Annotated in this window: 18 protein-coding genes; 11 read left to right on the top strand and 7 right to left on the bottom strand. The window is 71.6% G+C overall.

All coding sequences use genetic code 11. The features are described from left to right. Positions 1-173: 173 nt before the first annotated feature. The 5 genes from OG844_RS02085 to OG844_RS02065 all read left to right on the top strand — a co-directional run bounded on the left by OG844_RS02085 (position 174) and on the right by OG844_RS02065 (position 5732). Entirely contained in the window at positions 174-1421 is a 1248-nt protein-coding gene (locus tag OG844_RS02085) for an NAD(P)/FAD-dependent oxidoreductase (RefSeq protein WP_406387705.1), read from the top strand. Between the two features lie 102 nt (positions 1422-1523). After that, positions 1524-2234, top strand: a complete 711-nt coding sequence (locus tag OG844_RS02080; protein ID WP_406387703.1) for an SDR family NAD(P)-dependent oxidoreductase — start codon at positions 1524-1526, stop codon at positions 2232-2234. After that, the gene (locus tag OG844_RS02075; RefSeq protein WP_406387702.1) at positions 2231-3454 is read left to right on the top strand and encodes a lycopene cyclase family protein; all 1224 of its coding nucleotides are present in this window, start codon (positions 2231-2233) and stop codon (positions 3452-3454) included. The genes OG844_RS02080 and OG844_RS02075 overlap by 4 nt, the downstream gene beginning before the upstream one ends. After that, positions 3451-4182 (top strand): methyltransferase domain-containing protein, encoded by a 732-nt coding sequence (locus OG844_RS02070; RefSeq protein WP_406387701.1) that lies wholly within the window; start codon positions 3451-3453, stop codon positions 4180-4182. The genes OG844_RS02075 and OG844_RS02070 overlap by 4 nt, the downstream gene beginning before the upstream one ends. Further along, positions 4179-5732, top strand: coding sequence for an FAD-dependent oxidoreductase (locus OG844_RS02065; RefSeq protein ID WP_406387700.1), 1554 nt, complete (start codon positions 4179-4181; stop codon positions 5730-5732). The genes OG844_RS02070 and OG844_RS02065 overlap by 4 nt, the downstream gene beginning before the upstream one ends. Before the next feature lie 91 nt (positions 5733-5823). Here the strand turns inward: OG844_RS02065 and OG844_RS02060 are convergent, their stop codons facing one another. The 5 genes from OG844_RS02060 to OG844_RS02040 all read right to left on the bottom strand — a co-directional run bounded on the left by OG844_RS02060 (position 5824) and on the right by OG844_RS02040 (position 11685). Then, on the bottom strand, positions 5824-6831 hold the full coding sequence (locus tag OG844_RS02060; RefSeq protein WP_406387699.1) for a DUF5914 domain-containing protein: 1008 nt from the start codon (positions 6829-6831) through the stop codon (positions 5824-5826). After that, complete coding sequence (locus tag OG844_RS02055) at positions 6828-7823, bottom strand: phytoene/squalene synthase family protein (protein WP_406387698.1); 996 nt, start codon at positions 7821-7823, stop codon at positions 6828-6830. Before OG844_RS02055 ends, OG844_RS02060 begins: the two co-directional genes overlap by 4 nt. After that, positions 7810-9381 (bottom strand): phytoene desaturase family protein, encoded by a 1572-nt coding sequence (gene crtI, locus OG844_RS02050; RefSeq protein ID WP_406387696.1) that lies wholly within the window; start codon positions 9379-9381, stop codon positions 7810-7812. Before crtI ends, OG844_RS02055 begins: the two co-directional genes overlap by 14 nt. Next, positions 9378-10520 carry a polyprenyl synthetase family protein gene (locus OG844_RS02045; protein ID WP_406387695.1) on the bottom strand — a complete coding sequence of 381 codons (1143 nt, stop codon included), beginning with the start codon at positions 10518-10520 and terminating at the stop codon, positions 9378-9380. Before OG844_RS02045 ends, crtI begins: the two co-directional genes overlap by 4 nt. Positions 10521-10812: 292 nt before the next feature. Beyond that, entirely contained in the window at positions 10813-11685 is an 873-nt protein-coding gene (locus tag OG844_RS02040) for an oxygenase MpaB family protein (RefSeq protein WP_406387693.1), read from the bottom strand. Between the two features lie 270 nt (positions 11686-11955). Here OG844_RS02040 and OG844_RS02035 point away from each other — a divergent pair, with 270 nt between their 5' ends. Beyond that, positions 11956-12699 carry an esterase/lipase family protein gene (locus tag OG844_RS02035; RefSeq protein WP_406387691.1) on the top strand — a complete coding sequence of 248 codons (744 nt, stop codon included), beginning with the start codon at positions 11956-11958 and terminating at the stop codon, positions 12697-12699. 305 nt (positions 12700-13004) lie between these two features. Here OG844_RS02035 and OG844_RS02030 read toward each other — a convergent pair whose 3' ends face one another. Beyond that, positions 13005-13646 (bottom strand): dihydrofolate reductase family protein, encoded by a 642-nt coding sequence (locus OG844_RS02030; RefSeq protein WP_406387690.1) that lies wholly within the window; start codon positions 13644-13646, stop codon positions 13005-13007. A gap of 341 nt (positions 13647-13987) precedes the next feature. On the opposite strand from OG844_RS02030, the gene OG844_RS02025 reads away from it, so the two are divergent. Genes OG844_RS02025 through OG844_RS02010 form a run of 4 tightly spaced genes read left to right on the top strand, consistent with a single transcriptional unit; the run spans position 13988 to position 16996 of the window. Continuing rightward, complete coding sequence (locus tag OG844_RS02025) at positions 13988-14566, top strand: dienelactone hydrolase family protein (RefSeq protein WP_406387689.1); 579 nt, start codon at positions 13988-13990, stop codon at positions 14564-14566. Positions 14567-14580: 14 nt separating this feature from the next. Then, positions 14581-15096 (top strand): DUF4259 domain-containing protein, encoded by a 516-nt coding sequence (locus tag OG844_RS02020; RefSeq protein WP_406387687.1) that lies wholly within the window; start codon positions 14581-14583, stop codon positions 15094-15096. Then, positions 15096-16310: a hypothetical protein gene (locus tag OG844_RS02015; RefSeq protein WP_406387686.1), complete on the top strand. Its 1215-nt coding sequence runs from the start codon at positions 15096-15098 to the stop codon at positions 16308-16310. The genes OG844_RS02020 and OG844_RS02015 overlap by 1 nt, the downstream gene beginning before the upstream one ends. An 11-nt stretch (positions 16311-16321) precedes the next feature. Next, a complete protein-coding gene (locus tag OG844_RS02010) occupies positions 16322-16996 on the top strand; it encodes a hypothetical protein (protein WP_406387684.1) in 675 nt (224 codons plus the stop codon). A gap of 139 nt (positions 16997-17135) precedes the next feature. Here the strand turns inward: OG844_RS02010 and OG844_RS02005 are convergent, their stop codons facing one another. Further along, the gene (locus tag OG844_RS02005) at positions 17136-17816 is read right to left on the bottom strand and encodes a pyridoxamine 5'-phosphate oxidase family protein (protein ID WP_406387682.1); all 681 of its coding nucleotides are present in this window, start codon (positions 17814-17816) and stop codon (positions 17136-17138) included. Positions 17817-18266: 450 nt separating this feature from the next. Between OG844_RS02005 and OG844_RS02000 the strand changes: the two genes are divergently transcribed. Continuing rightward, positions 18267-19976 (top strand): RecQ family ATP-dependent DNA helicase, encoded by a 1710-nt coding sequence (locus tag OG844_RS02000; RefSeq protein ID WP_406387681.1) that lies wholly within the window; start codon positions 18267-18269, stop codon positions 19974-19976. Positions 19977-20082: the final 106 nt, after the last annotated feature.

Raw genomic sequence — 20082 nt, 5'->3', positions numbered from 1 at the left:
GGACGGAACGTGTTCGAGTGGACACTGTGAGTGTTTGCCCTCCGCGCCTGGCGCACGACGCACCGCAGACGACGGGCCTCATCATGGTCAGCGCGTGCGACCAACACGCGGAAGGCCACCGGGGGACGGACTCAACTCGTGACGGACAGAGGTTCGCGTCGAAGGAAGAGGTCATGACCGCTCAACATCGTCGCTCTCCGCTCACCGTCGTGGTCGGCGCGGGTCTGGGCGGCCTGGCCTGTGCCCTGGATCTGTGCCGCTCGGGTCAGCAGGTGGCGTTGCTGGAGTCGTCCGACGGTGTGGGCGGCCGGATGCGCACGGACCGGCGGGACGGGTTCCTGCTGGACCGCGGATTCCAGGTGTTCAACACGTCCTATCCTCAGGTGAAACGACGCCTGGACCTGCCCAGCCTGCGGCTGAGGCCATTCACCCCAGGGATCATCGCGCACACGTCGAAAGGGCCTGTCCGCCTCGCCGATCCGACCCGGCAGCCGAGGAGGGCGGGCACGCTGCTGCCCGGGCGGGCCCTGACGGCCCGGGACCTGGCAGCCATGGCTGCCCTTACCGCGCGGGACGCCGTCCTCCCCGTCGGCCCCCTCAAACGACGTCCGGACCGCTCCACCGCCGCCACCCTGTCTCGTGCGGGGCTGTCGGACGAGGCGGTCACGGAGATCCTGCGGCCTTTCCTGGCCGGAGTGTTCCTGGAGGACCGGCTGGAGACCTCCGCCCGCTTCTTCCATCTGGTCTGGCGGAGCATGGTCAGAGGAACGCTCTGTCTGCCCGCGCACGGCATCGGTGCCGTGCCTGCCCAGCTGGCCCGCTGCCTGCCCGACGGCGTCCTGAGGCTGGAGACACCCGTCGCCGCGGTCACCCCATCGGGGGTGCTCCTGGCGGACGGCCGCGAGCTGTCGGCCACGTCCGTCGTCGTGGCGACGGACGCCGTCACCGCGACCCGTCTGATGCCGGGTTCGGCCGTGCCGGACGGCCGTACGGTGACCACGTATTACCACGCTGCCATGGGAACACCGCTGGCTGAGCCGACCCTGGTGGTGGACGGCTCCGGAGCGGTGCTGAACACCTGCGTCCTCACCGAGGTCGCGCCCACGTACGCGCCGCCCGGCACCGCGCTGATCTCCAGCTCCGTGCTGGGCCGCGACCGACCCGGCGTGGACGGTGCGGTGCTCCGGCGCCTGTCCGAGCTGTACGGCACCGACACGAGCGGCTGGCAGCAGGTCGGGGTGTACACGGTCGACGGGGCTCTGCCGGTCATGGAGCCGCCCTGGCCGCTGAGCCGAACCACGCGTTTCGGCCCGGGCAGGTACGTCTGCGGCGACCATCGTGCGACCGGTTCCGTGCAGGGTGCCATGGCGTCGGGCACGCGGGCCGCCCGGGAGGTGATGAGCGATCTGGTGCGCCTTTGAATCCGGCCGGACCGTGTCCGCCGCACCCACCGCAGGCCGGTCCACGGAACACACAACGCGGTGCGGAAGCAGCCTGCCCGGACCGGCGAACGGGAGTGGGACGTGAACCTTGACGGCGCGCGCGTGCTGGTGGCCGGTGCTACCGGCGTCCTCGGTGGTGCCCTCACCACCGAGCTGGCCGGCCGGGGAGCACACCCGGCGCTCGCAGGCCGCGACCCGGCCCGCCTCGCCCGGGCCGCCACGGCGCATCCGGGCGCTCCGACCGTCCTGTTCGACGCGTACGACACCGCGTCCTGCGCCCGAGCCGTACACGGCGCGGCCGCCGGCCTGGGGGGACTGGACGCGGTCGTGACGGCTTTCGGGACGGTGGCCTTCGGCCGGGCGGCGGAGGTCGGTGACGAGGTCGCGGAGTATCTGACGGCCGTCAATGTCCTCGCGCCCGCCGCGTTCTTCCGCGCCGCGCTCGGCATCCTGCCTCCTGGTTCGGTGATCGTCGCCTTCACCGGCGTGGTAGCGGAACGCCCGCAGCCGGGGATGGCCGACTACAGCGCTTCCAAGGCCGCATTGAGCGCCTGGCTCGGCGCCGCGCGCCGCGAGGCACGGACCTCCGGCATCCGTGTCCTGGAGGTCCGGCCCGGACACCTGGACACCGGCTTCGCCGACCGGGCGGTCGCGGGCACTGCCCCGCCGATGCCGACGGGAGGCGACCCGCACCAGGTCGTCGGTGCGGTCGCCGACGCGATGGAGGCGGATGCCGAGCTGCTGCGCACGACGTCGGACGGAACGCCCGTCATCGAACGGCGTGCCCGATGAGCGGACCTTCCGACACGCTCGACGGGACGTCCGACGTGGTCATCGTCGGTGGCGGTGCGTCCGGGCTCAGCCTCGCGCATCGCCTGACGGCGGTAGGTGCCCCCACCGTGACCCTGGTGGAAGCACCGGACGGTCCACGACGACCGCCCGAGCGGACCTGGTGCTACTGGGACCAGGGGACCGGCGACTTCGGCGAAGCGATCACCGCCTCCTGGTCCCGGCTGCGGATCCACGCCACCGACGGCAGCGAGGTCACCGTCGACCCGTCCCCGCTGCGCTACCACATGCTCCGCTCGACGGCGTTCGAGCGGCTCGTGCACTCCCGACTGGCGCTGTCCCCCGGGGGACGCCTCCTGCGCGCGACGGCCGACACGGTACGCAACACAGTCGACGGCGCGGAGGTCCGCTGCACGGCGGCGGACGGCCGGACGCTCACACTTCGTGCCCGCCACGTGTTCGACTCCCGCCCGCGGCGCGCCCTGCCACCGGCCCGCACACAACTGATGCAGCACTTCCGCGGATGGCTCGTGCACACGGACGCGGACCGGTTCGACCCCACGGTCGCCGACCTGATGGACTTCCGTGTGCCCCAGCCGGTCCACGGGCTCGCCTTCGGCTACGTCCTGCCCCTGGCGCCGGACCGGGCCCTCGTCGAGTACACCGAGTTCTCCCGGACTCCGCTGACCACATCCGCGTACGAGACGGCGCTGGCCCACTACAGCCGCGACATCCTGAAACTCGGTGCGTTCACCGTGGAATCGGCGGAGCAGGGCGTCATCCCCATGACGGACGGCCGTTTCGCCCGCCGGAGCGGGCCGGCTGTCTTCCGGATCGGGACCGCGGGCGGCGCCACCCGCCCGGCGACCGGCTACACCTTCGCCGCCGTGCAGCGGCAGAGCCGCGCCGTCGCCGCCGCCCTCCACGGCGGACGAGCCATCGTGCCACCGCCCCACGGACGGCGTGCCCTGGCCATGGACGCGGTACTGCTGCGCGCCCTGGACACCGGACGGATCGACGGCCCCGACTTCTTCACCGACCTGTTCCGCCGCATCCCGCCGGAACGGCTGCTGCGTTTCCTCGACGGCGCCACCTCGCCCTGGGAGGAATGGGGCATCGGTATGCGCACCCCCATCGGCCCCATGATCCGAACGGCCGTCGAACTTCCCTTCCTGCCCCGCCGTTCCCACCCCGCCCCCCGATCCGGAGGCAACCACCGATGACCCTGCTGCGGGACCACGACCTGGCACGCGCCTTCGACCACGCGTCGCACGCCTACGACCTCCTCACGGCCCTCAACCCCGGTTACCGCACCGATCTCCTGCGCTCGGCCCGACGGCTCCGCCTGCCCCGCGCCGGGGAAGGCCTGCACGTCCTCGACCTCGGCTGCGGCACGGGAGCCTCAACCCGGGCCCTCCTGCGGGCCGCGCCCCGTGCCCGGATCACGGCCGTTGACGCCTCGTCGGGGATGCTGGGGCGCGCCATGGCCAAGCCGTGGCCGGCCCGGGTGCAGTTCGAGCACCGGACCGCCGAAGAAGTGGTCACGTACGGTGAGCGAACCTACGACGCGGTGTTCGCCGCCTACCTGTTCCGCAACGTCGCCGACCCGGACGGCGTCCTGACAGCCGTCCGGTCCCTGCTGCGACCGGGCGGCCGGCTCGCCGTGCACGAGTACAGCCTCAGCGGCTCGGCCGCCCACCGTGCCCTGTGGACGGCCGTGTGCCAGGGGGTGATCATTCCCGCGGGCACGCTCAGCGGCGACCGCGCCCTCTACCGACACCTGTGGCGAAGCGTTCTCGCCTTCGACACCGCCCCCGCCTTCACCGCCCGTCTCGCGGCCGCCGGATTCACGGGAGTGCGCGCCGCCCCCGTCGCCGGATGGCAGACCGGCATCGTGCACACCTTCCTCGCCCGCAGCGGTGCCCCCGCGACAGCGGAGTACGCCCGATGAGCGTCCCGCAGCGCGCCGCCCGGCGAGGCCGGGACCGCAAGGCCGAGATGCTCCAGCCCGTCCCCGGCCGGGACGGCTTCGAACGTGCGGACGCTCCCGGCGTCGCCGTGATCGGCGGAGGCATCGCAGGTCTCGCCGCAGCCACCCTGCTCGCCGAACGAGGCGCCCACGTCACCCTCTACGAACGGGAGGAGGGGCTCGGTGGCCGTCTCGCGGGTTGGCGCACCAGCCTCGCAGACGGCTCCGAGGCGACCATGAGCCGCGGGTTCCACGCCTTCTTCCGTCAGTACTACAACCTGCGTGGATTGCTGCGGCGGACCGATCCCGGACTCGACCGTCTCCGTCCGCTGCCCGACTACCCGCTGCGCCACAGCGGCGGGCTGATCGACAGCTTCGCCCACATCCCCCGTACACCCCCGTTCAGTGCGCTCGGGTTCGTCGCCCTGAGCCCCACCTTCGGCTGGCGCGATCTCGCCGCCATGGACGCCCGGGCAGCACTGCCACTCCTCGACGTCCGCGTGCCCGAGGTCTACGAACGCTTCGACTCGGTCAGCGCGACGCGCTTTCTGGAACGTGTCCGCTTTCCCGAAGCCGCGCACCACCTCGCATTCGAGGTGTTCTCACGCAGCTTCTTCGCCGATCCACGTGAACTGTCCGCAGCAGAACTGCTGTTGATGTTCCACATCTACTTCCTCGGCTCCTCCGAGGGCCTGCTGTTCGATGTGCCGAACGAGCCCTTCCCCCAGGCACTGTGGGAGCCGCTGGGCGACTACCTCCGGCGTCTCGGGGCGGATGTGCGCACCGGCACACCGGTGCGCGGCGTCAACCCGTGCGAGGGCGGGGGAGTGGACGTGCGGACCGACGCCGCCGCGGAAAGGCACGACGCGGTCGTACTCGCCCTCGATCCCGGGGCACTGCGCGGGGTTGTCGCGGCGTCACCCGGTCTCGGCACCCCCCTCTGGCGCGACGACATCGCCGCCCTGCGCACCGCCCCTCCGTACCTCGTCTCCCGGCTCTGGCTCGACCGGCCGGTCCGCTCCGACCGCGCCGGGTTCCTCGGCACCAGCGGATACGACGGCCTTGACAACATCAGCGTCCTGGAACGCTACGAGGGCGAGGCCGCCCGCTGGGCGGCGCGCACCGGTGGCTCGGTGGTGGAGCTGCACGCCTACGCGGTCGCCGCCGGAGCGAACACGGAGACGGTGCAGACCCGCCTCGTCGACAGCCTGCACCAGGTCTACCCGGAGACACGGCAGGCGCGAATCGTGGACGCACGGCACGCATGGCACTCCGACTGCCCCCTCTTCACCGTCGGCTCGTACTCCCGGCGGCCCACCGTGTCGACGCCCCACCCCCAGGTGACGCTGGCCGGTGACGCGATCCGCTGCGACCTGCCCGTGGCTCTGATGGAACGGGCCGCCACCACCGGATTCCTTGCAGCAGGCGTTCTGCTCGCCGGCTGGGGCGTCCGGGGGCAGACCCTGTGGACGGTTCCCCGGGCGGGCCGTTCACCTCTGCTGCGAGCCCTCGGCACGGTCGGCACGCGCTGATGCGCACGAGGCGCGCCGGCCCAGGCCGCGAGCGTACAAAAGGCCGTACGCGCAAGGGAAAGCCGACGCCGCCGACGCCTTCCCGCCGCTGTCACCCCGGGAACCGCCCGCTGCTGCGCAGACTCCAGCGCCGCTCCGCGTACGCCAGGTCGTCGCGCCACAGCCGGCCTGACGTACGGCGCATCAGCGGGCGCAGCGCCGGCGCGGCGGCCCGTGCCAGTGCGAAACCCGGCCGGTCCGAGGCGGCGACGACCGCCTCGATCACGGCGGTCCGTGGCCGCCCGGCCGCCTTGCGGGACAGCGGCGTGGCATGGGTCTCCACCACGGACGTGGCACCCTCACCCCCGGTGATGCGCATGACGACCGTGCGCGGATCGGGCGCGGTGAACTCCGCCCGGACCGGGACCACCAGACTTCCCGTCACGCGGAAGGAGACGTCGACGACGAAGGCGTCGTCATCCCCGCCTTGCGGTTCCCGGTCCACGGTCAGGTCGACGAACGAGTACGGATGGAACCACGAACCGTGCCACGGGTCGAGCCGGTTGGCGACCACGTCCTGCGGTTCGCATCGCCCCACCACCGTGAACACGGCATCCACCCCGCTGCCCGCCGCCGGCCGGACCGGTACCACGGGACGCTCCGAGGGCTCCTCGCCCCCGACAGCGTCAAGCCGGACCCACACCAGAATCCCGTCGTCATGGACCGGGTACGGATCCCAGCCGGCGAACGACCCACCGTCCAGAACCAGTCCGTGCCAATGGCACACCAGAGTGCCGCACACCACCCGGCTGTCGCGCAGGGGGGCACCGAGGTGCGGGCAGGCGCCGGGCCCAGCGTGGAGCTCACCCGTGTCGGACCGCCACAGCACGACCTCGACGCCGCCCACCGTTCTGCCGCACGGGCGGCCACCGGCACGCACGTCCCGGGAGGCCCCGACGACGAACCAGTTGCCCGAGGGACGGGCGGAAGCCCGTTCGAGCGCGTCGGCGATGAGCGCCGGGCGTGCCTGACGCCACGTCGGTGTCTGTGTCGCCCAGCTCGACCGGCGGCGTCGCCGCAGAGGCGGTGTCCAACCGGTCCGGTCCGCTCGGTCGCTCACTGCACAGGTCCTTTCACCTGCAGCGCCGTGCCACCCGCCCGGAGCGCCCGTTGCGCGGTGCGGGCGCGCCACCGCGCGCCCGCGATGTGCACGACCCCCACGGCGGCCGTGGCCGCACGGCGCCCGCGCGACACCACCGCACGGCGGTGCAGCACCGAGTACCCCTGGTCCGCGATCGCGTCGAGGATGCCGCTGTACAGCGTGAACGCTGTGCGGATGCAGGGGCGCACCCGCGGTTCGAGCATGGCGATGCCCGGTTCCGCCGACCGGTACACGTCCCTGGTCATGGCCTCGGCGGCGACGAGCGCCGCACGGATCCGCGGATCGCCGCGCCCCGTGCGGCGGCTCCACTCCAGCAGACCCCCGTCCACGCCGTGGGCGGTGAGCAGGTCCGTCGGCAGGTACACCCGACCCCGGTCCAGGTCTTCGCCGACGTCGCGCAGGAAGTTGGTGAGCTGAAAGGCTACGCCGAGGGCCGCGGCGTGCGGCTCAGCCTCCTCGCGCGGGGTGACCGTGCCGAGCACGGGCAGCATCTGCAGGCCGATCACCGCGGCCGATCCGTGCATGTAATCCCTCAGATCGGCATAGGTCGGATAGTCCGTGACGTGCAGGTCGCTGCGCATCGAGGCCAGGAAGTCGGTGAACAGCGTGTGGTCGATGCCGTAACGGTCCGCGGTGTCGGCCACGGCCCGGACCACGGGCTCGTCCCCGCCGCCGGTGAGCAGCCCGTGTGCGAGGTCGCTCTCCAGGCGTCGCAATTGCTCGTCCCGCTCCTCCGGCGTCCGGGGCCGGTCGAGGTCGTCCACGATGTCGTCCGCCCAGCGGGCGAAGCCGTACAGCGCGTGCACTGCGGAGCGGCGTTCCACCGGGAGCAGCCGGGTGGCCAGGAAGTAGGTCCTGCCGTGGCGGGCGTTGAGCCGCCTGCATCGGCTGTAGGCGGCGCGCAGGGCGGGGCCGGTGATCCCGGCGGCGTCCAGTTCACGACGGGTCATGGGCGTCCTCCTCGGTCGGGGCCGCCGCCACACGCGTGACACGCGGTGCCGGTCGGGTACGGAGGGGGCCGCTGCGGACGCCGCCGGTGACACGCGCGGCGGCGAGTTTGCCGCTGAGGAGAACCGTCGGCACGCCGACACCGGGGGTCGTCCCGCAGCCGCTCAACACGACGTTCTCGAGGCCGCGCACGAGATTGCGTGGGCGGAACGGGCCGGTCTGGGCGAAGGTGTGGGAGACGGAGAACGGGCTGCCCGCCGTATGCCCTTGCGCAGCCCAGTCCAGCGGCGTCACCAGCAGCTCCTCCTGGACGCTGTCCGCGAACCCGTTCAGGCCACGCCGCTCCAGCTCGGCGACCAGGTCGTCGCGGTAGCGCGGTCCCAGGTCCCGCCAGGCTGCGGGGGAGGGGCCGACGTCGGTGTTCGGGCAGGGCGCCAGCACGTAGTGGAGGTGCCTGCCCGGCGGCGCCAAGGAAGGGTCGTGCGCCGTCGGCCGAGTGATCAGCAGGGACGGGTCGCTCATCAGCTGCCCCGAACGGGTCAGTTCCTCGAAGGTGCGCTCCCAGGCCCCGCCGAACGAGAGGGTGTGGTGTGCGAGGCCGGGCCAGGTACGGTCGGTCCCCGCGTGCAGGACCACGGCGGACGGTGAGTGACGCAGCCGTACCGGGCGCCGGGGGGCCCGCCCCAGCAGACCGTGGGCGGCGGGCAGCTCACACGTCAGCACGACCGCGTCGCAGGCGATCCGTTCGCCCGAGGCCAGACGTACGGCACGTACCCGGCCGGCCGAGCGTTCCAGTTCGGTCGCCTCGGCCGACCAGCGGAAGTCGGCACCCGCGCCGGCCGCCGCGTTCGCCATGCCGCGGGGCAGCGCGTGCATACCGCCCTTGGGGAACCAGACGCCGGCCACGGTGTCCATGTAGGCGATCACCGCATAGGCCGCGAGTGCCCTGGCCGGAGCGACCCCGGCGTACAGGGACTGGAAGGAGAACACGCGACGCAGGCGGGTGTCGGAGAGGAAACGGCCGATGCGCCTGTCCAGCCGTCCGAAGCCCCCCAGCGCCGCCAGACGGGCCAGGTCCGGGTGCAGGAGCTGAAAGGGCGAGTCGAAGTTCGTGTCGATGAAGCGTCGCATCTGGACCCGGTACAGCCGCTCCAGCCAGTCCCGCAGCCCGCGGTAGCCGGCCGCTTCGGACGGTCCGGCGAATCGCCGGACCTCCTCTTCCATCGCCTCGCCGTCGGTGTGGACGTCGAGCGACGTTCCGTCCGCGAAGCACGCCCGGTAGGCCGGGTGCAGCGCCACCAGCTCGACGTGGCCGGCGAGGCTCTCGCCGACGGCGGCGAAGGCCTCGTCCGCCAGATGCGGCATGGTCAGCACCGTGGGGCCGGTGTCCACTTGGTAGCCGCCGAGGCGTACGCGGCCGGCCCGGCCGCCCGGGCCGCCGTCCCGTTCGACCACGGTCACTCTTCGGCCGGCGCCCAGCAGATGGAGGGCGCAGGCGAGACCGGAAAGCCCTGCGCCCACGACGACGACATGGTCCGTCGCACCCGGTACGGTCCTCACGCCGCCTCCCCGGCGTCGTCCAGGGCGACACCCGAGGCCCGTTCGACCAGCGCCGTGAACTCCCGCCGCACGGCCAGGTCCGCGCCGGTTGTCGTGAAGTGCCGCAGGCTCGTGGCCGCCAGCTCCGCGATCCGGGACTCCACGACGGCCCGGGCCCCGTTCCGCTCCAGCGCGGCCCGCATACGCTCCACGCCGTCATCCGACCGTGAGACCGCTCCGATGGCGAGCGCGTCGGCGGCCTCCTCGTCGCCGGAGGACTCGGCGAGCCTGAGACCCATGGCGAGAAGGTAGGTCAGCTTGTGCGTCCGCAGGTCGTCACCGGCCGGCTTGCCCGTCAGCGCCGGGTCACCGAAAGCCCCGAGGAGGTCGTCGCGGAGTTGGAAGGCCAGCCCCGCGCTCCGTCCGGCCGAGCGCAGCGCGTCCATGGTGTGCTCCTCGGCGTCGGCCAGGGACGCGCCGAGCGCCAGGGGGCGCTCGACCGTGTACAGGGCGCTCTTGAGCGTGGCGATGGTCACCGCCTCGTCGAGACCGCACGACCCGGCCGCCTGCGCGTGGATGTCCCGGTACTGTCCGGCGACCATCTCAGTGCGCATCGCGCGCCACTCGCGGTACAGCCGCGGGCCGTGCGGCGAGCCGAGCGCGGTCTCCGTCAGCAGGTCGTCGGCCCAGACCAGCGCCAGATCGCCGGCGAGCACGGCGGCGGCGGTCGCGAACGCTTCGGGCGCGCCCGTCATCCGCGCCTCCCGGTGCAGACGGGCGAGGTCGACGTGCATCGCCGGCGCGCCTCGGCGCAGCGGTGATCCGTCCATCACGTCGTCGTGGACGAGAGCGCACGCCTGGACCAGTTCGAGGGCGGCACCCGTGCGCAGTACCGCCGAGGCGTCACCCGCGCCGCCCGCCGCCCGCCACCCGCACCACGCGAACGCCGTACGCAGCCGCTTTCCGCCGCGCCGGACGAACGCTGCGACACGGTCGGCGACGTCAGTAGCGAATACCGGATCCACATCGCGGGCCCTGCGCAGGCCTGCGTCGAGGACGTGCTCGAGTTCCGTCTCGAGGGCCTGGACGGCATCGAGGGCTGTCAGCGGATCGTCGACGGGACCGATCGGTTCGGCCACGGTGGGCCGTAGTCCCAGCATGCACAACCCCTACTCACTCTCGGTCACCTGCACACCAGTGCTTCCGGCGAATGCCTTTGTGCGGATGCGCTGATGTCTGCCCCGTTGACGGGATGTCCGGATGATGCTCACCCGACCGGCCCAGCCGAACGGGTGTCACGGCGGCAGACGCCCCACCGCAGGGGTTGAGACGGCGCCTCGATGCCGGGTGCATCGTGCACAGGCGTGCGTGGGGGCCTGGGGCGTCGGTCAGGCGTCAGTGGTCGCGCCGCGCTCAAGCGCTCAGCGGCGGGCTCGTGGTGCTGCCGACCGATCACAACGGCCGGCGTGGTGGAGCCATGGCCCAGCGAATTGCGGCGGTCAGTGCGCGCCCGGTCGGGGTCACACCGGCTTCGGCCATGCCGGGCAGCCGAGGTAGCTCCAGCGACGTGCGGGCCCACCGGGGGAGGGCGGCGACGGCGTTGGCGGCGAGGACCGCATAGGGGACGCGGGCGGCCCAGGGCAGGGGCGGGTGCAGCAGAATGAAGCGTGCTGCCTCGCGTGCCTCTTCCGTCGGGCGCAGTTCACCACGGTAGGCCGCGAGCTGGGCGGCGAGTTCCCTCCGATCGCGCGGAGGATCGCTGACGCCGAGCGCTTCGGCCACGCGTGCCGTGTCGGCGACGTAGCCGTCGTACCCGGCGGCGTCGAGCGGTTCGGCCCCGTAGCGCTGGTGCGCGAGCAGGAAGCTGTCGACCTCAGCCACATGCACCCAGCCGAGAAGATGCGGGTCGGCGGCGTCGTAAGGCTCTCCGGACGGAGTCGTTCCGTGCACCTGGCCATGTACGGCCCGTACCCGCTCGACCGCCTGCTGTGCGTGATCCGCTGTCCCGTACGTGGTGACGGCGAGAAAGGTACTGGTGCGCTGGAGCCGTCCCCAGGGATCGCCGCGGTAGCCGGAATGGGCCTCCACGGCAGCCATGGCCAACGGGTGCAGCGACTGGAGCAGGAGTGCCCGGAGTCCACCGATGAACATGGACGCATCGCCGTGGACGACGCGAATCGGCCGGTGCGCACCGAACCAGCGCGGGCCGGGCGTTCCGTGTATGCGGGCACGGTTCTCCGGTCCTTCGGGACCCGCGACCCGGGCGAAGACGGCGCTGCCCAGTCGCTCCCGCAGGCGGGGTCCGCCACCCGTGGACGCGTCCATGAGGCCAGTATGCGCTCACGGACGCCCGGGCGAGAGAAGCGAGGGCCGCCCCAGCGGGACACGCCCGCAGAGCGGATCTCGGCTGGGCGACCACCGGCGGGTCGTCCCCCTCAGGTGCGGTCCACGCGGCCGGGCAACCCCCACCAGGCGTTCGGAGCGCCCGGCACCCATCGGGGAACGCCGGTGAATTCGCCGATGGCGCCAGTGCCTCGCGCCCCGACTCTTGTCGGGTCAGGCACCCTATCCCCGCATCCCCATCAGGAGTGCTCCATGCGTCGTCGTTCACCCCGCCGGCTTCTCGGCGTTCTCGCGTCCGCCATGGTCGCGTTCACCGTGCTCTCCTCGGCGTCGACGGCAGGCGCAGCCCAGACAGCGGCCACCCCTGCGGCAGCACAGGCCGCTGCGACCGCCGCTCAGCCGCTCTCGACCAGCACCCCGGTCGTCTTCGTCCACGGATACACGGGCAACGCCTCCAACTGGGCCACCGCCATGAGCGTCTTCCAGCTCAACGGGTGGTCCAGTTCCAAGCTCTTCGCCTACGAGTACAACTCCTACGGCAACAACATCAGTAACGCTCAGGGCCTGGCCTCCTTCGTCAACAACGTGAAGTCCCGGACCGGAGCGAGCAAGGTCGCGATCGTCAATCACTCGATGGGCGGCCTTGTCAGCCAGTACTACCTGAAGGTGCTGGGCGGCAACACCAGCGTCAGCCACCTCGCCTCGATCGCGGGCGCGAACCACGGGACCACGTACGCCGGCGCTTGCCTGATCTACACGACCTGCCAGCAGATGTACCCGGGCTCCTCGTTCATCGCCCAGATCACCTCGGGCGACGAGACCCCGGGTGACACCAGGTACGCGAGCTGGTACTCGGCGTGCGACGGCATCATCCTCCCGTACACCAGCACGCGGCTGAGCGGCGCGACGAACAACAACGTGGTCTGCCAGACCCACATCGGGTTCCTGGCGGACACGGTCGTGCTGGGCCAGATCGCGCGCTTCGTCGCTTCCTGACCTGTCGCGCGAGCCGACTTGTCCCCGGCACCCGTGGTGCCGGGGACAAGGAGTGTCGGCGAGCGCCTTCCGGGCGCGCGGGTGTGCAGGTCAGCAGCGGGGTCCGGAATGGCGGTCCGCCTTGGCAAGGTCGGTGAAGGGGGCCGGGCAGCACGGGCTCCGGGTCATCACGTCCCGGCGGCTGGGAACACCTCCGGGGGTAGACCTCTACCCAGGTATCGGATGCAAGCGCCCAGGCCGGTCGGCCGGCCACGTGAGAACTCGCCGACCGACTACGACCTTCCGTCGCAGCTCCCAGGGCGGCGTCAGCCGCTTCCGGCACCGCGATCGGGTGCGCTCATGTCCCCCGTCGCGGGCGTGCCGTCGGCGAGCCCGTAGCGCAGGTACACGGTGCCTTTCGGGCCGGCTACCGGAGGGGCGAGGAGCGTGACGTTCGTGGGCACCGCGCCATCCTCGAACACCTTCTTCCCGACGCCGAGCACGATCGGATGCAGCCAGAGGTCGAGACGGTCGAAGAGCCTTTCGCGCAGCAGGGTCTGCACGAGGTTGAGGCTTCCGACGACCTTCACGTGCTTGTGCCGGTCACGGATCTCGCGCACCGATTCGGCGAGGTCCGGCCCGAGCTGCGTGGACCCGGCCCAGGAGAGGTCGGGCCTGCCGCGAGAGGCCACGTACTTCGGGACGCTGTTGAAGAGTGTGGCGATCTCGTTGTCCTCGCCGCCCTCCTGGTGAGGCCAGTAGGCGGCGAAGATCTCGTACGTCCGCCGGCCGAGCAGGAGGGCGTCCGTGCCCTCGTACGCGGCACCGACCTGTGCCCCGGCGACCTCGTCCAGCAGGGGCGCCTGCCAGCCACCGAACGGGAACCCCACCGGGTCCTCGTCGGGGCCGCCGGGCGCCTGCCCGACGAGGTCGAGGGTCGCGAACAGCTCGATGTGGATGGAGCCCATGACTTACTCCCGATGAGTCGGTTGTCTCCCCCTAAGGGATAGACCTGCGGATGCCCGCAGACTCATCGCCGCGACGGCACCCGGTTTCACCTGGTCCGGCGGAATATCTACGAAGTCGGTAGGGAAGTGTTCGGGGAGCAGGCAGTCCGCGATGACTTCTGGGCGCTGGACGCCACCATCGGGCCACGGTCCCCGGGTCCCGGAGAGCTGGCCTGGATCGAGCATGTCATCGGCCGGGGACAAGGGTCTGATCAGTTCGGGCTGCGACCCGCAGATGTCAGTGGCCCGGGCCATACTCGTGCTGCGGTGCCGCCCGGGCCCCGCAGCACGAGGGGAGCGGCATGACTGAGGTGCTGGTTTTCCACCATGGGCATGGGCTGACCGTCGGCGTCCGTGAGTTCGCCGAGCGGCTGCGACGGGCCGGACACACGGTTCACGTCCCGGACCTGTTCGAGGGGCAGGTATTCGACACTCTCGAGGAGGGCTTGGCTTACGCCGAGGACGTGGGGTTCGGCACGGTTGTCGCGCGCGGAACCGCCGCTGCCGAGGGGTTGGCTTCGGAACTCGTCTACCTCGGGTTTTCGCTCGGCGTCCTGCCGGCGCAGAAGCTGGCCCAGACCCGCCCCGGGGCAAGGGGCGCGCTGCTGCTGGAGGCATGCGTCCCGGTCGCGGAGTTCGGCGGCGCCTGGCCCCTTGATGTTCCGGTCCAGGTCCACGGTATGGACGCGGATCGGTTCTTCGCCCGTGAGGGCGATGTCGACGCAGCCCGGGCGCTCGTCGAGACGGCGGCGGATGCCGAACTGTTCCTCTACCCCGGCGACAGGCACCTGTTCACCGACAGCAGCCTGCCGTCGCACGACGAGCACGCCGCAACGCAGGCCACCCGTCGTGTGCTGGACTTCCTCGACCGCATCAAGTAGCCCGGCGTTTCGGCGTGGGCGGCCAAAGCCAAAGGGAGCCCGCTCCGAACTCCGCTCCCAGTACTGGTGCGTCGCCGACTCCGAAGCCCACGCCCCGTTCTGGCCCACTGCCCCGAGCCGGACGCCTTCGCCGGACGGGCAAACGCGAATCCATGATCCGCAGTGCACTCAAACGTGCCGCGGACCCTGCGGACCACCTCGGCACCTCCGACGGCGAGCGCGTACCGGCCGCGGCTGCCCTGGTCGTTGCCCAGCATCCTGATGGCGAGCCGGCCTGTTCGAACTACGGCCCATCAGAGCCGCTATCGGAGCTGCCCGCGGATCTTCGCACGCTCGTCGTCGACGCTCTGGACCAAGTGGTCTCCGAGCTCTCGGAACTCGCCGGGCTCTGGGCCGAAGCTGCGAACGGCCCGAAGTGGCGCCAGGACATCACCCGCCTTCGCGACGTCCAACCACGAGGGCCGGCCCGATGGGACCCGACCGATATTGCCTGGCGGATCGAGGCCCGGGTCGGGCAGGGTGCCTGGTGATGAGCGATGCGTGCGAGGTGCCCTATGCCCTCCCCAACTCCCTGGAGGGCCTGCTGCAACGGGGGCGTGGTCTGGGTGCGGTGCGAGCGGTTCGGGATCCGCAGAGGGCTGCCGCCTTCGTGTATGACGGGATCCGCCGCAACTGGCGGTGGGACGACCAGTCGGATGAACGGTCCCTGTACCTGGCGCGGCTGGTCCGTGATCTGGGCCTGTCCTCCCTGCCGATCGTGGACATGCTGGCGGGGGATGAGGAGGCTTGCTTGCGGGCCTGCGAGGTGCTGGTGCTCCTGGCTCTCGCCGGATCAGGCGACGCCAGGGAAGGGCTTCTGGGGTACGTCCGAGAAGGCGAGCACCGGGCCCGCGTGCTCGAGTTGCTGTCAGCCCGCTGGCCGTCGCAGTGGTGGGAAGTCCTCGGTGACATCGCGCGCGCCCGGATCGGCGCGGAGCCGGAGCTTCCGTGGCGCTCCGAGCCGTGGACGCGGTTCGGTATCAAGGGCCAGAGCCGTTCGTTCGTTCCGCGCACGTCACTGAACGGACTCGGCACCGCCGAACTCCTCGCTCTGCTCGCCGACAGTCACACGGAAGGCAACACGAAGGTCGACGCGCTGCGCGCGCTCAATGCCCGAGAGCCTGCTGTGGAGCTGATACCGCTGGTGCCCTCGTTGGGCATGGCCAACGGCCGTCGACCCTTGCCCCTGCTCAGACGGGCCGTTGAGCGCCTGGGCACCCTGGCCGTACCGGCGGCGCACGGCTGGGCACAGGAGGACCACCCCTGGCTGGCACAGCTGGGTACCGACGTCCTGGCCGACCATCCCGGACCGGAAGCATTGCCGGGACTCGTGCAAGAACTCGTCGAACAGTGGACGGCGCGGGCCTGGTGCGGTCCTGACCAGACGGCCCGGCGCCTGGCCAGGTTCGGCCGGGACGCCGCCGGGGCGGTTCCCTACCTGCGGCGCTTCTGGCTGCACACCCCGCACTCGTACGAGCGGACCGCGTACCTGGAGGCACTCGCCGCCATCGACCGGGACGGTCTGGAGCATGTGTACACCGAGTCCCTGTGGGACTGTGAGGAAACGACGCGGCTGCTGGGGATCACCTCGGCACCTACGAACCCGGAGACTCTGAGCCGGATCGCCGCGCTGCGTGATGACCCGATGGAGACGACTGAGGTGAGAGCCGCAGCCCGAGTACGGCTGGCGGTCGCTACTGGCTAGCTGCTCTGACCTTGACGGGCCCCGCAAGAGCGAATTCCGATCCCCGGATCGGTGTCATCGCCGCCAAGCGCCGTGTCACCTTGTGTCTGCGCCTGCGCTGGGCCGTCACCGGTGACGAACACGGGACCCCGGTTCTGGCCTGTCACTTCGACACCGGCGTGCTGAACGCCGAGGCCACCGTCGACGGCTGGTACGCACGTACTGCTGACGTCCGTCCCCGCCGACCCCTCAACCGGGCACGGTCTCCGTCACTGATGGAGGCAGGTGCTCCGCCCGACACCGGGCGCGGGCAGACTACGCACATGAAGCTCCCCGCCGAAGCCCTGGCCGCCACTGCGCTGCTCGAGGTCGTAAGAATCTCCGACCTCCCGACAAAGCGGGGCACCCCGTATCCAGGCAGTGCGGGCGCCCACTGGATCGGGAGCGAGGCCGTCAGCGCCCTGGCCTTGATCGAAAGCCTGCCCGGCAGTGAGCAGCACCGCTGCGGCTTCTTGCCGGGCTGGAGTGTCCGGGCGTACGCGGACACTCTCGACCTGGTGCTGTTCGAGGCGGCGTTCTGCTTCAGCTGCTATGAGGTCCGCATGCAGGGAACCGCCGTACCCCCCGCACTGGCCACGCAGTTCTTCGACGCGGGCGCCCCGCAGGCACATGCCCTCCTGGAGCGTTTCCGCGAAGCAGCTCCGTAACCGGCCGACCCTCGAACTGAGCGCTCCAGTCGTCCAGAATGGCCAACTGGAGCGGTCGGCCACCTTGGGCCTCTCGTTTGGATCATGGCGGGCCCGTGTCCCGGGGCGAGAGCGGCTGCGACCGCGTCCGGGCGGCGGCTCAACCCGCCCGGGTTCCGCTGCGGGCGGCGATGTGCCGGGGCGGTTCGATGCCGTCAGGGAGCAGAGGGTCGGCTTCCGGGGCGCCCCAGGTGGAGACCAAGGGCAGGACGCCCGCCCAGATCCCGAGGGCGGCGTCGGGTCCGTCGCCGTCCTCCGGGGCGCCCGTGCGTATCTTGACCGACGCCTCTCGAAGCGAAATGGCTAGCAGTGAGGTCGCCGCCAGCTCCCTGAGGTTCGGCCGCCGTGCGTGGTCCCACTGTCCCGGTGCGGCCTGCTCGGTCAGGCAGCGCAGCCCCTCCAGCTTCCCCTGCGCATCCGTGAGCAGGCGCGGGACGCCGTAGATCATCGCGCTGCGGTAGTTGACGCCGTGCTCGAACACCGACCGCGCAAGGACGAGGCCGTCCACGTGCGTCACGGTGACGCATACCGTCGCCCCCGGCGAGGCGGTCAGGCTCCGGCTGGCCACGGAGCCGTGGAAGTAGAGGTTCTCCCCGTCGCTTCCGTAGACGGTGGGGACGACCATGGGGTCCCCTTCGATGACCACACCGAAGTGGCACAAGAAGCCTGCGTCCAGGATCGCGTCGAGTTCGCCGCGGTCCAGGCTGCCCTGTTCCCGTAGTCGGCGGTGACGGGTGCGGTCTGTTTCCGGCAGCGTGGCGGGCAGTTGGCTGGGGTTCACGTCAGCTCTTTCACGAGGGCGTTGTCCGTTGCTGGACTTCATGCCGAACCGGACGGCTGTCGCGGCCCGGCACAGGCGCGCGCTCCACCGAGGTCGATGCGCCCTCAAGCTACCGATATCGGTAGCTGGGTGCCAGCCCTCAACGAAATCAGTTCTACGGAACCTGAAAAGGTGCGAAAACCGTTGCAAGGTGTGGGGCGGTGCGGGAGGTGAGGGTGCCGCGATCCCGGTCCGCGACGGCGCTGCGACATGCGGCGCTGAGCGACATGCGCACCCCGCCGGCGCGGCGTGCCGCTCGCGCGCACAGTCCGGGGCGGGCGAGCTGTCGCGCGGGCGGTCGACGGGATCAGCCGCATTCGGTGCCGTGAGGTGGCGGACGCGGGGTAGTCGGAGGTCACCCGGACGGCGCTTTTGCCGCCCGGCCCGATCCCACAGCCCCCGAGGAGCACCATGTTCACCTTCAGCGCGTTGTCCCGGCGACTGCAGCGCAGTGCGCGCAAGGTGTTCGGATGGGAGCGGCTGCGCCCGGAGCAGTTGCGGGCGATGAAGTCGGTCATGGAACAGCGCGACACTCTCGTGGTGATGCCGACCGGCGCAGGGAAGTCCGCCGTCTACCAGGTGCCCGGGGTACTTCTGTCCGGCCCCACCGTCGTCGTCTCCCCTCTGATCGCCCTGCAACGGGACCAGGTGAGCGGCCTGTTGAGACGGGCCGGTGCGGACGCCGCGGCCGTGAACTCCACCCAGAGCCGCGGCGAGAACGACGCGGTGTGGGACCGGATCAGCGAAGGAGACGTCGACTTCGTCTTCCTCGCCCCGGAGCAGCTGGCCAAGGACGAGGTGGTCGAGCAGCTCGCGGCGGCACGGCCCGCGCTGTTCGTCGTGGACGAGGCACAGTGCGTGTCGACCTGGGGGCACGACTTCCGGCCCGAGTACCTGCGGCTGGGCCAGGTGATCGACCGGATCGGCCGCCCGCCGGTGCTCGCCCTCACGGCGAGCGCCGCCGCCCCGGTGCGGGCGGACATCGTCCAGCGGCTCGGCATGCGCGACGTGCGGGAGGTGGTCACCGGCTTCGACCGGCCCAACATCCACCTGGAGGTCATTCCCTTCCGGAGCGCCGCCGACAAGCGCCGGGCGGTGGTCGAACGCGCCGCCGCCGAACCCAAGCCCGGGCTGGTCTACGCTGCGACCCGCAAGGAGTCCGAGGAGTACGCCCGCGAGCTGGGCGACCTGGGGCTGGGCGTGGCGGCGTACCACGCCGGCCTGCCCGCCAAGGAACGCGGCGCGGTGCACGACCGTTTTCTCGCGGGGGAGCTGGACGTGGTGGTGGCCACCTCCGCCTTCGGGATGGGCATCGACAAGCCGGACGTCCGGTTCGTGCTGCACGCCTCGGTGCCCGGCTCCCTGGACGCCTACTACCAGGAGATAGGCCGCGCCGGACGGGACGGGAAGCCGGCCCGGGCGATCCTCGCCTACCGGTCGCAGGACCTCGGCATGCAGCGGTTCTTCGCCGCCGGACGCCCCGACCCGGACACCGTCTCCCAGGTAGCCGGCACACTGGAGGAACACGCCGGCCCGGTCCGGCCGAGCGACCTGCGCAGCGAGACGGGCCTGACGGCCAGTCGGCTGACGGCCGTCGTCAATCTACTGGAACAGGTCGAAGCGGTACGCACCACCGAATCGGGAGACCTGGAGACCACCGGCGCCGCCGATCCGGCGGAGGCCGCCCGCAAGGCCGTCGAACTCGGTGACGCACACCAGCAGCTGGAGCGATCGCGGGTCGACATGATGCGGGGCTACGCGGAGAACACGGGCTGCCGGCGGCGGTTCCTGCTCGGCTACTTCGGGCAGGAACCGGAAGCCGGGGGGTCCTGCGGCTCCTGCGACCGCTGCGAGGCCGCCGCACTCTCCCCGGACGGCCCGAAGGCGGCCGCGGGGGTGCTGGCCGGCACCGGCGGACCGGTGGCCCCGCAGGAGGTGAGCCGCGCCGGCGCCGCCCCGCACCCCTTTCGGCTCGGCGCCCGGGTCCGGCACGGTCAGTGGGGGGACGGCTCGGTGATGAGCCAGGACGGCCGTCGGCTGACCGTGCTGTTCGAGACGGCCGGCTACCGCACGCTCTCCCTGGACGTGGTCGAACAGAACGGCTTGCTGACGTTGCGCTGAAGGCCCGCGGCCGGCGCGGACCACGGGCCGGGCCGCGGGCACTCGCCCCGCAGCCCGGGATCGCGGGCCCGCTCCAGCTGGGTCTTTCGTTTGGATCAGGCCGGGC

The sequence above is a fragment of the Streptomyces sp. NBC_00887 genome (genome assembly GCF_045207585.1).
Note: the sequence above shows the minus strand (reverse complement) of the source record. Positions and strands in the feature narration are given on the sequence as shown.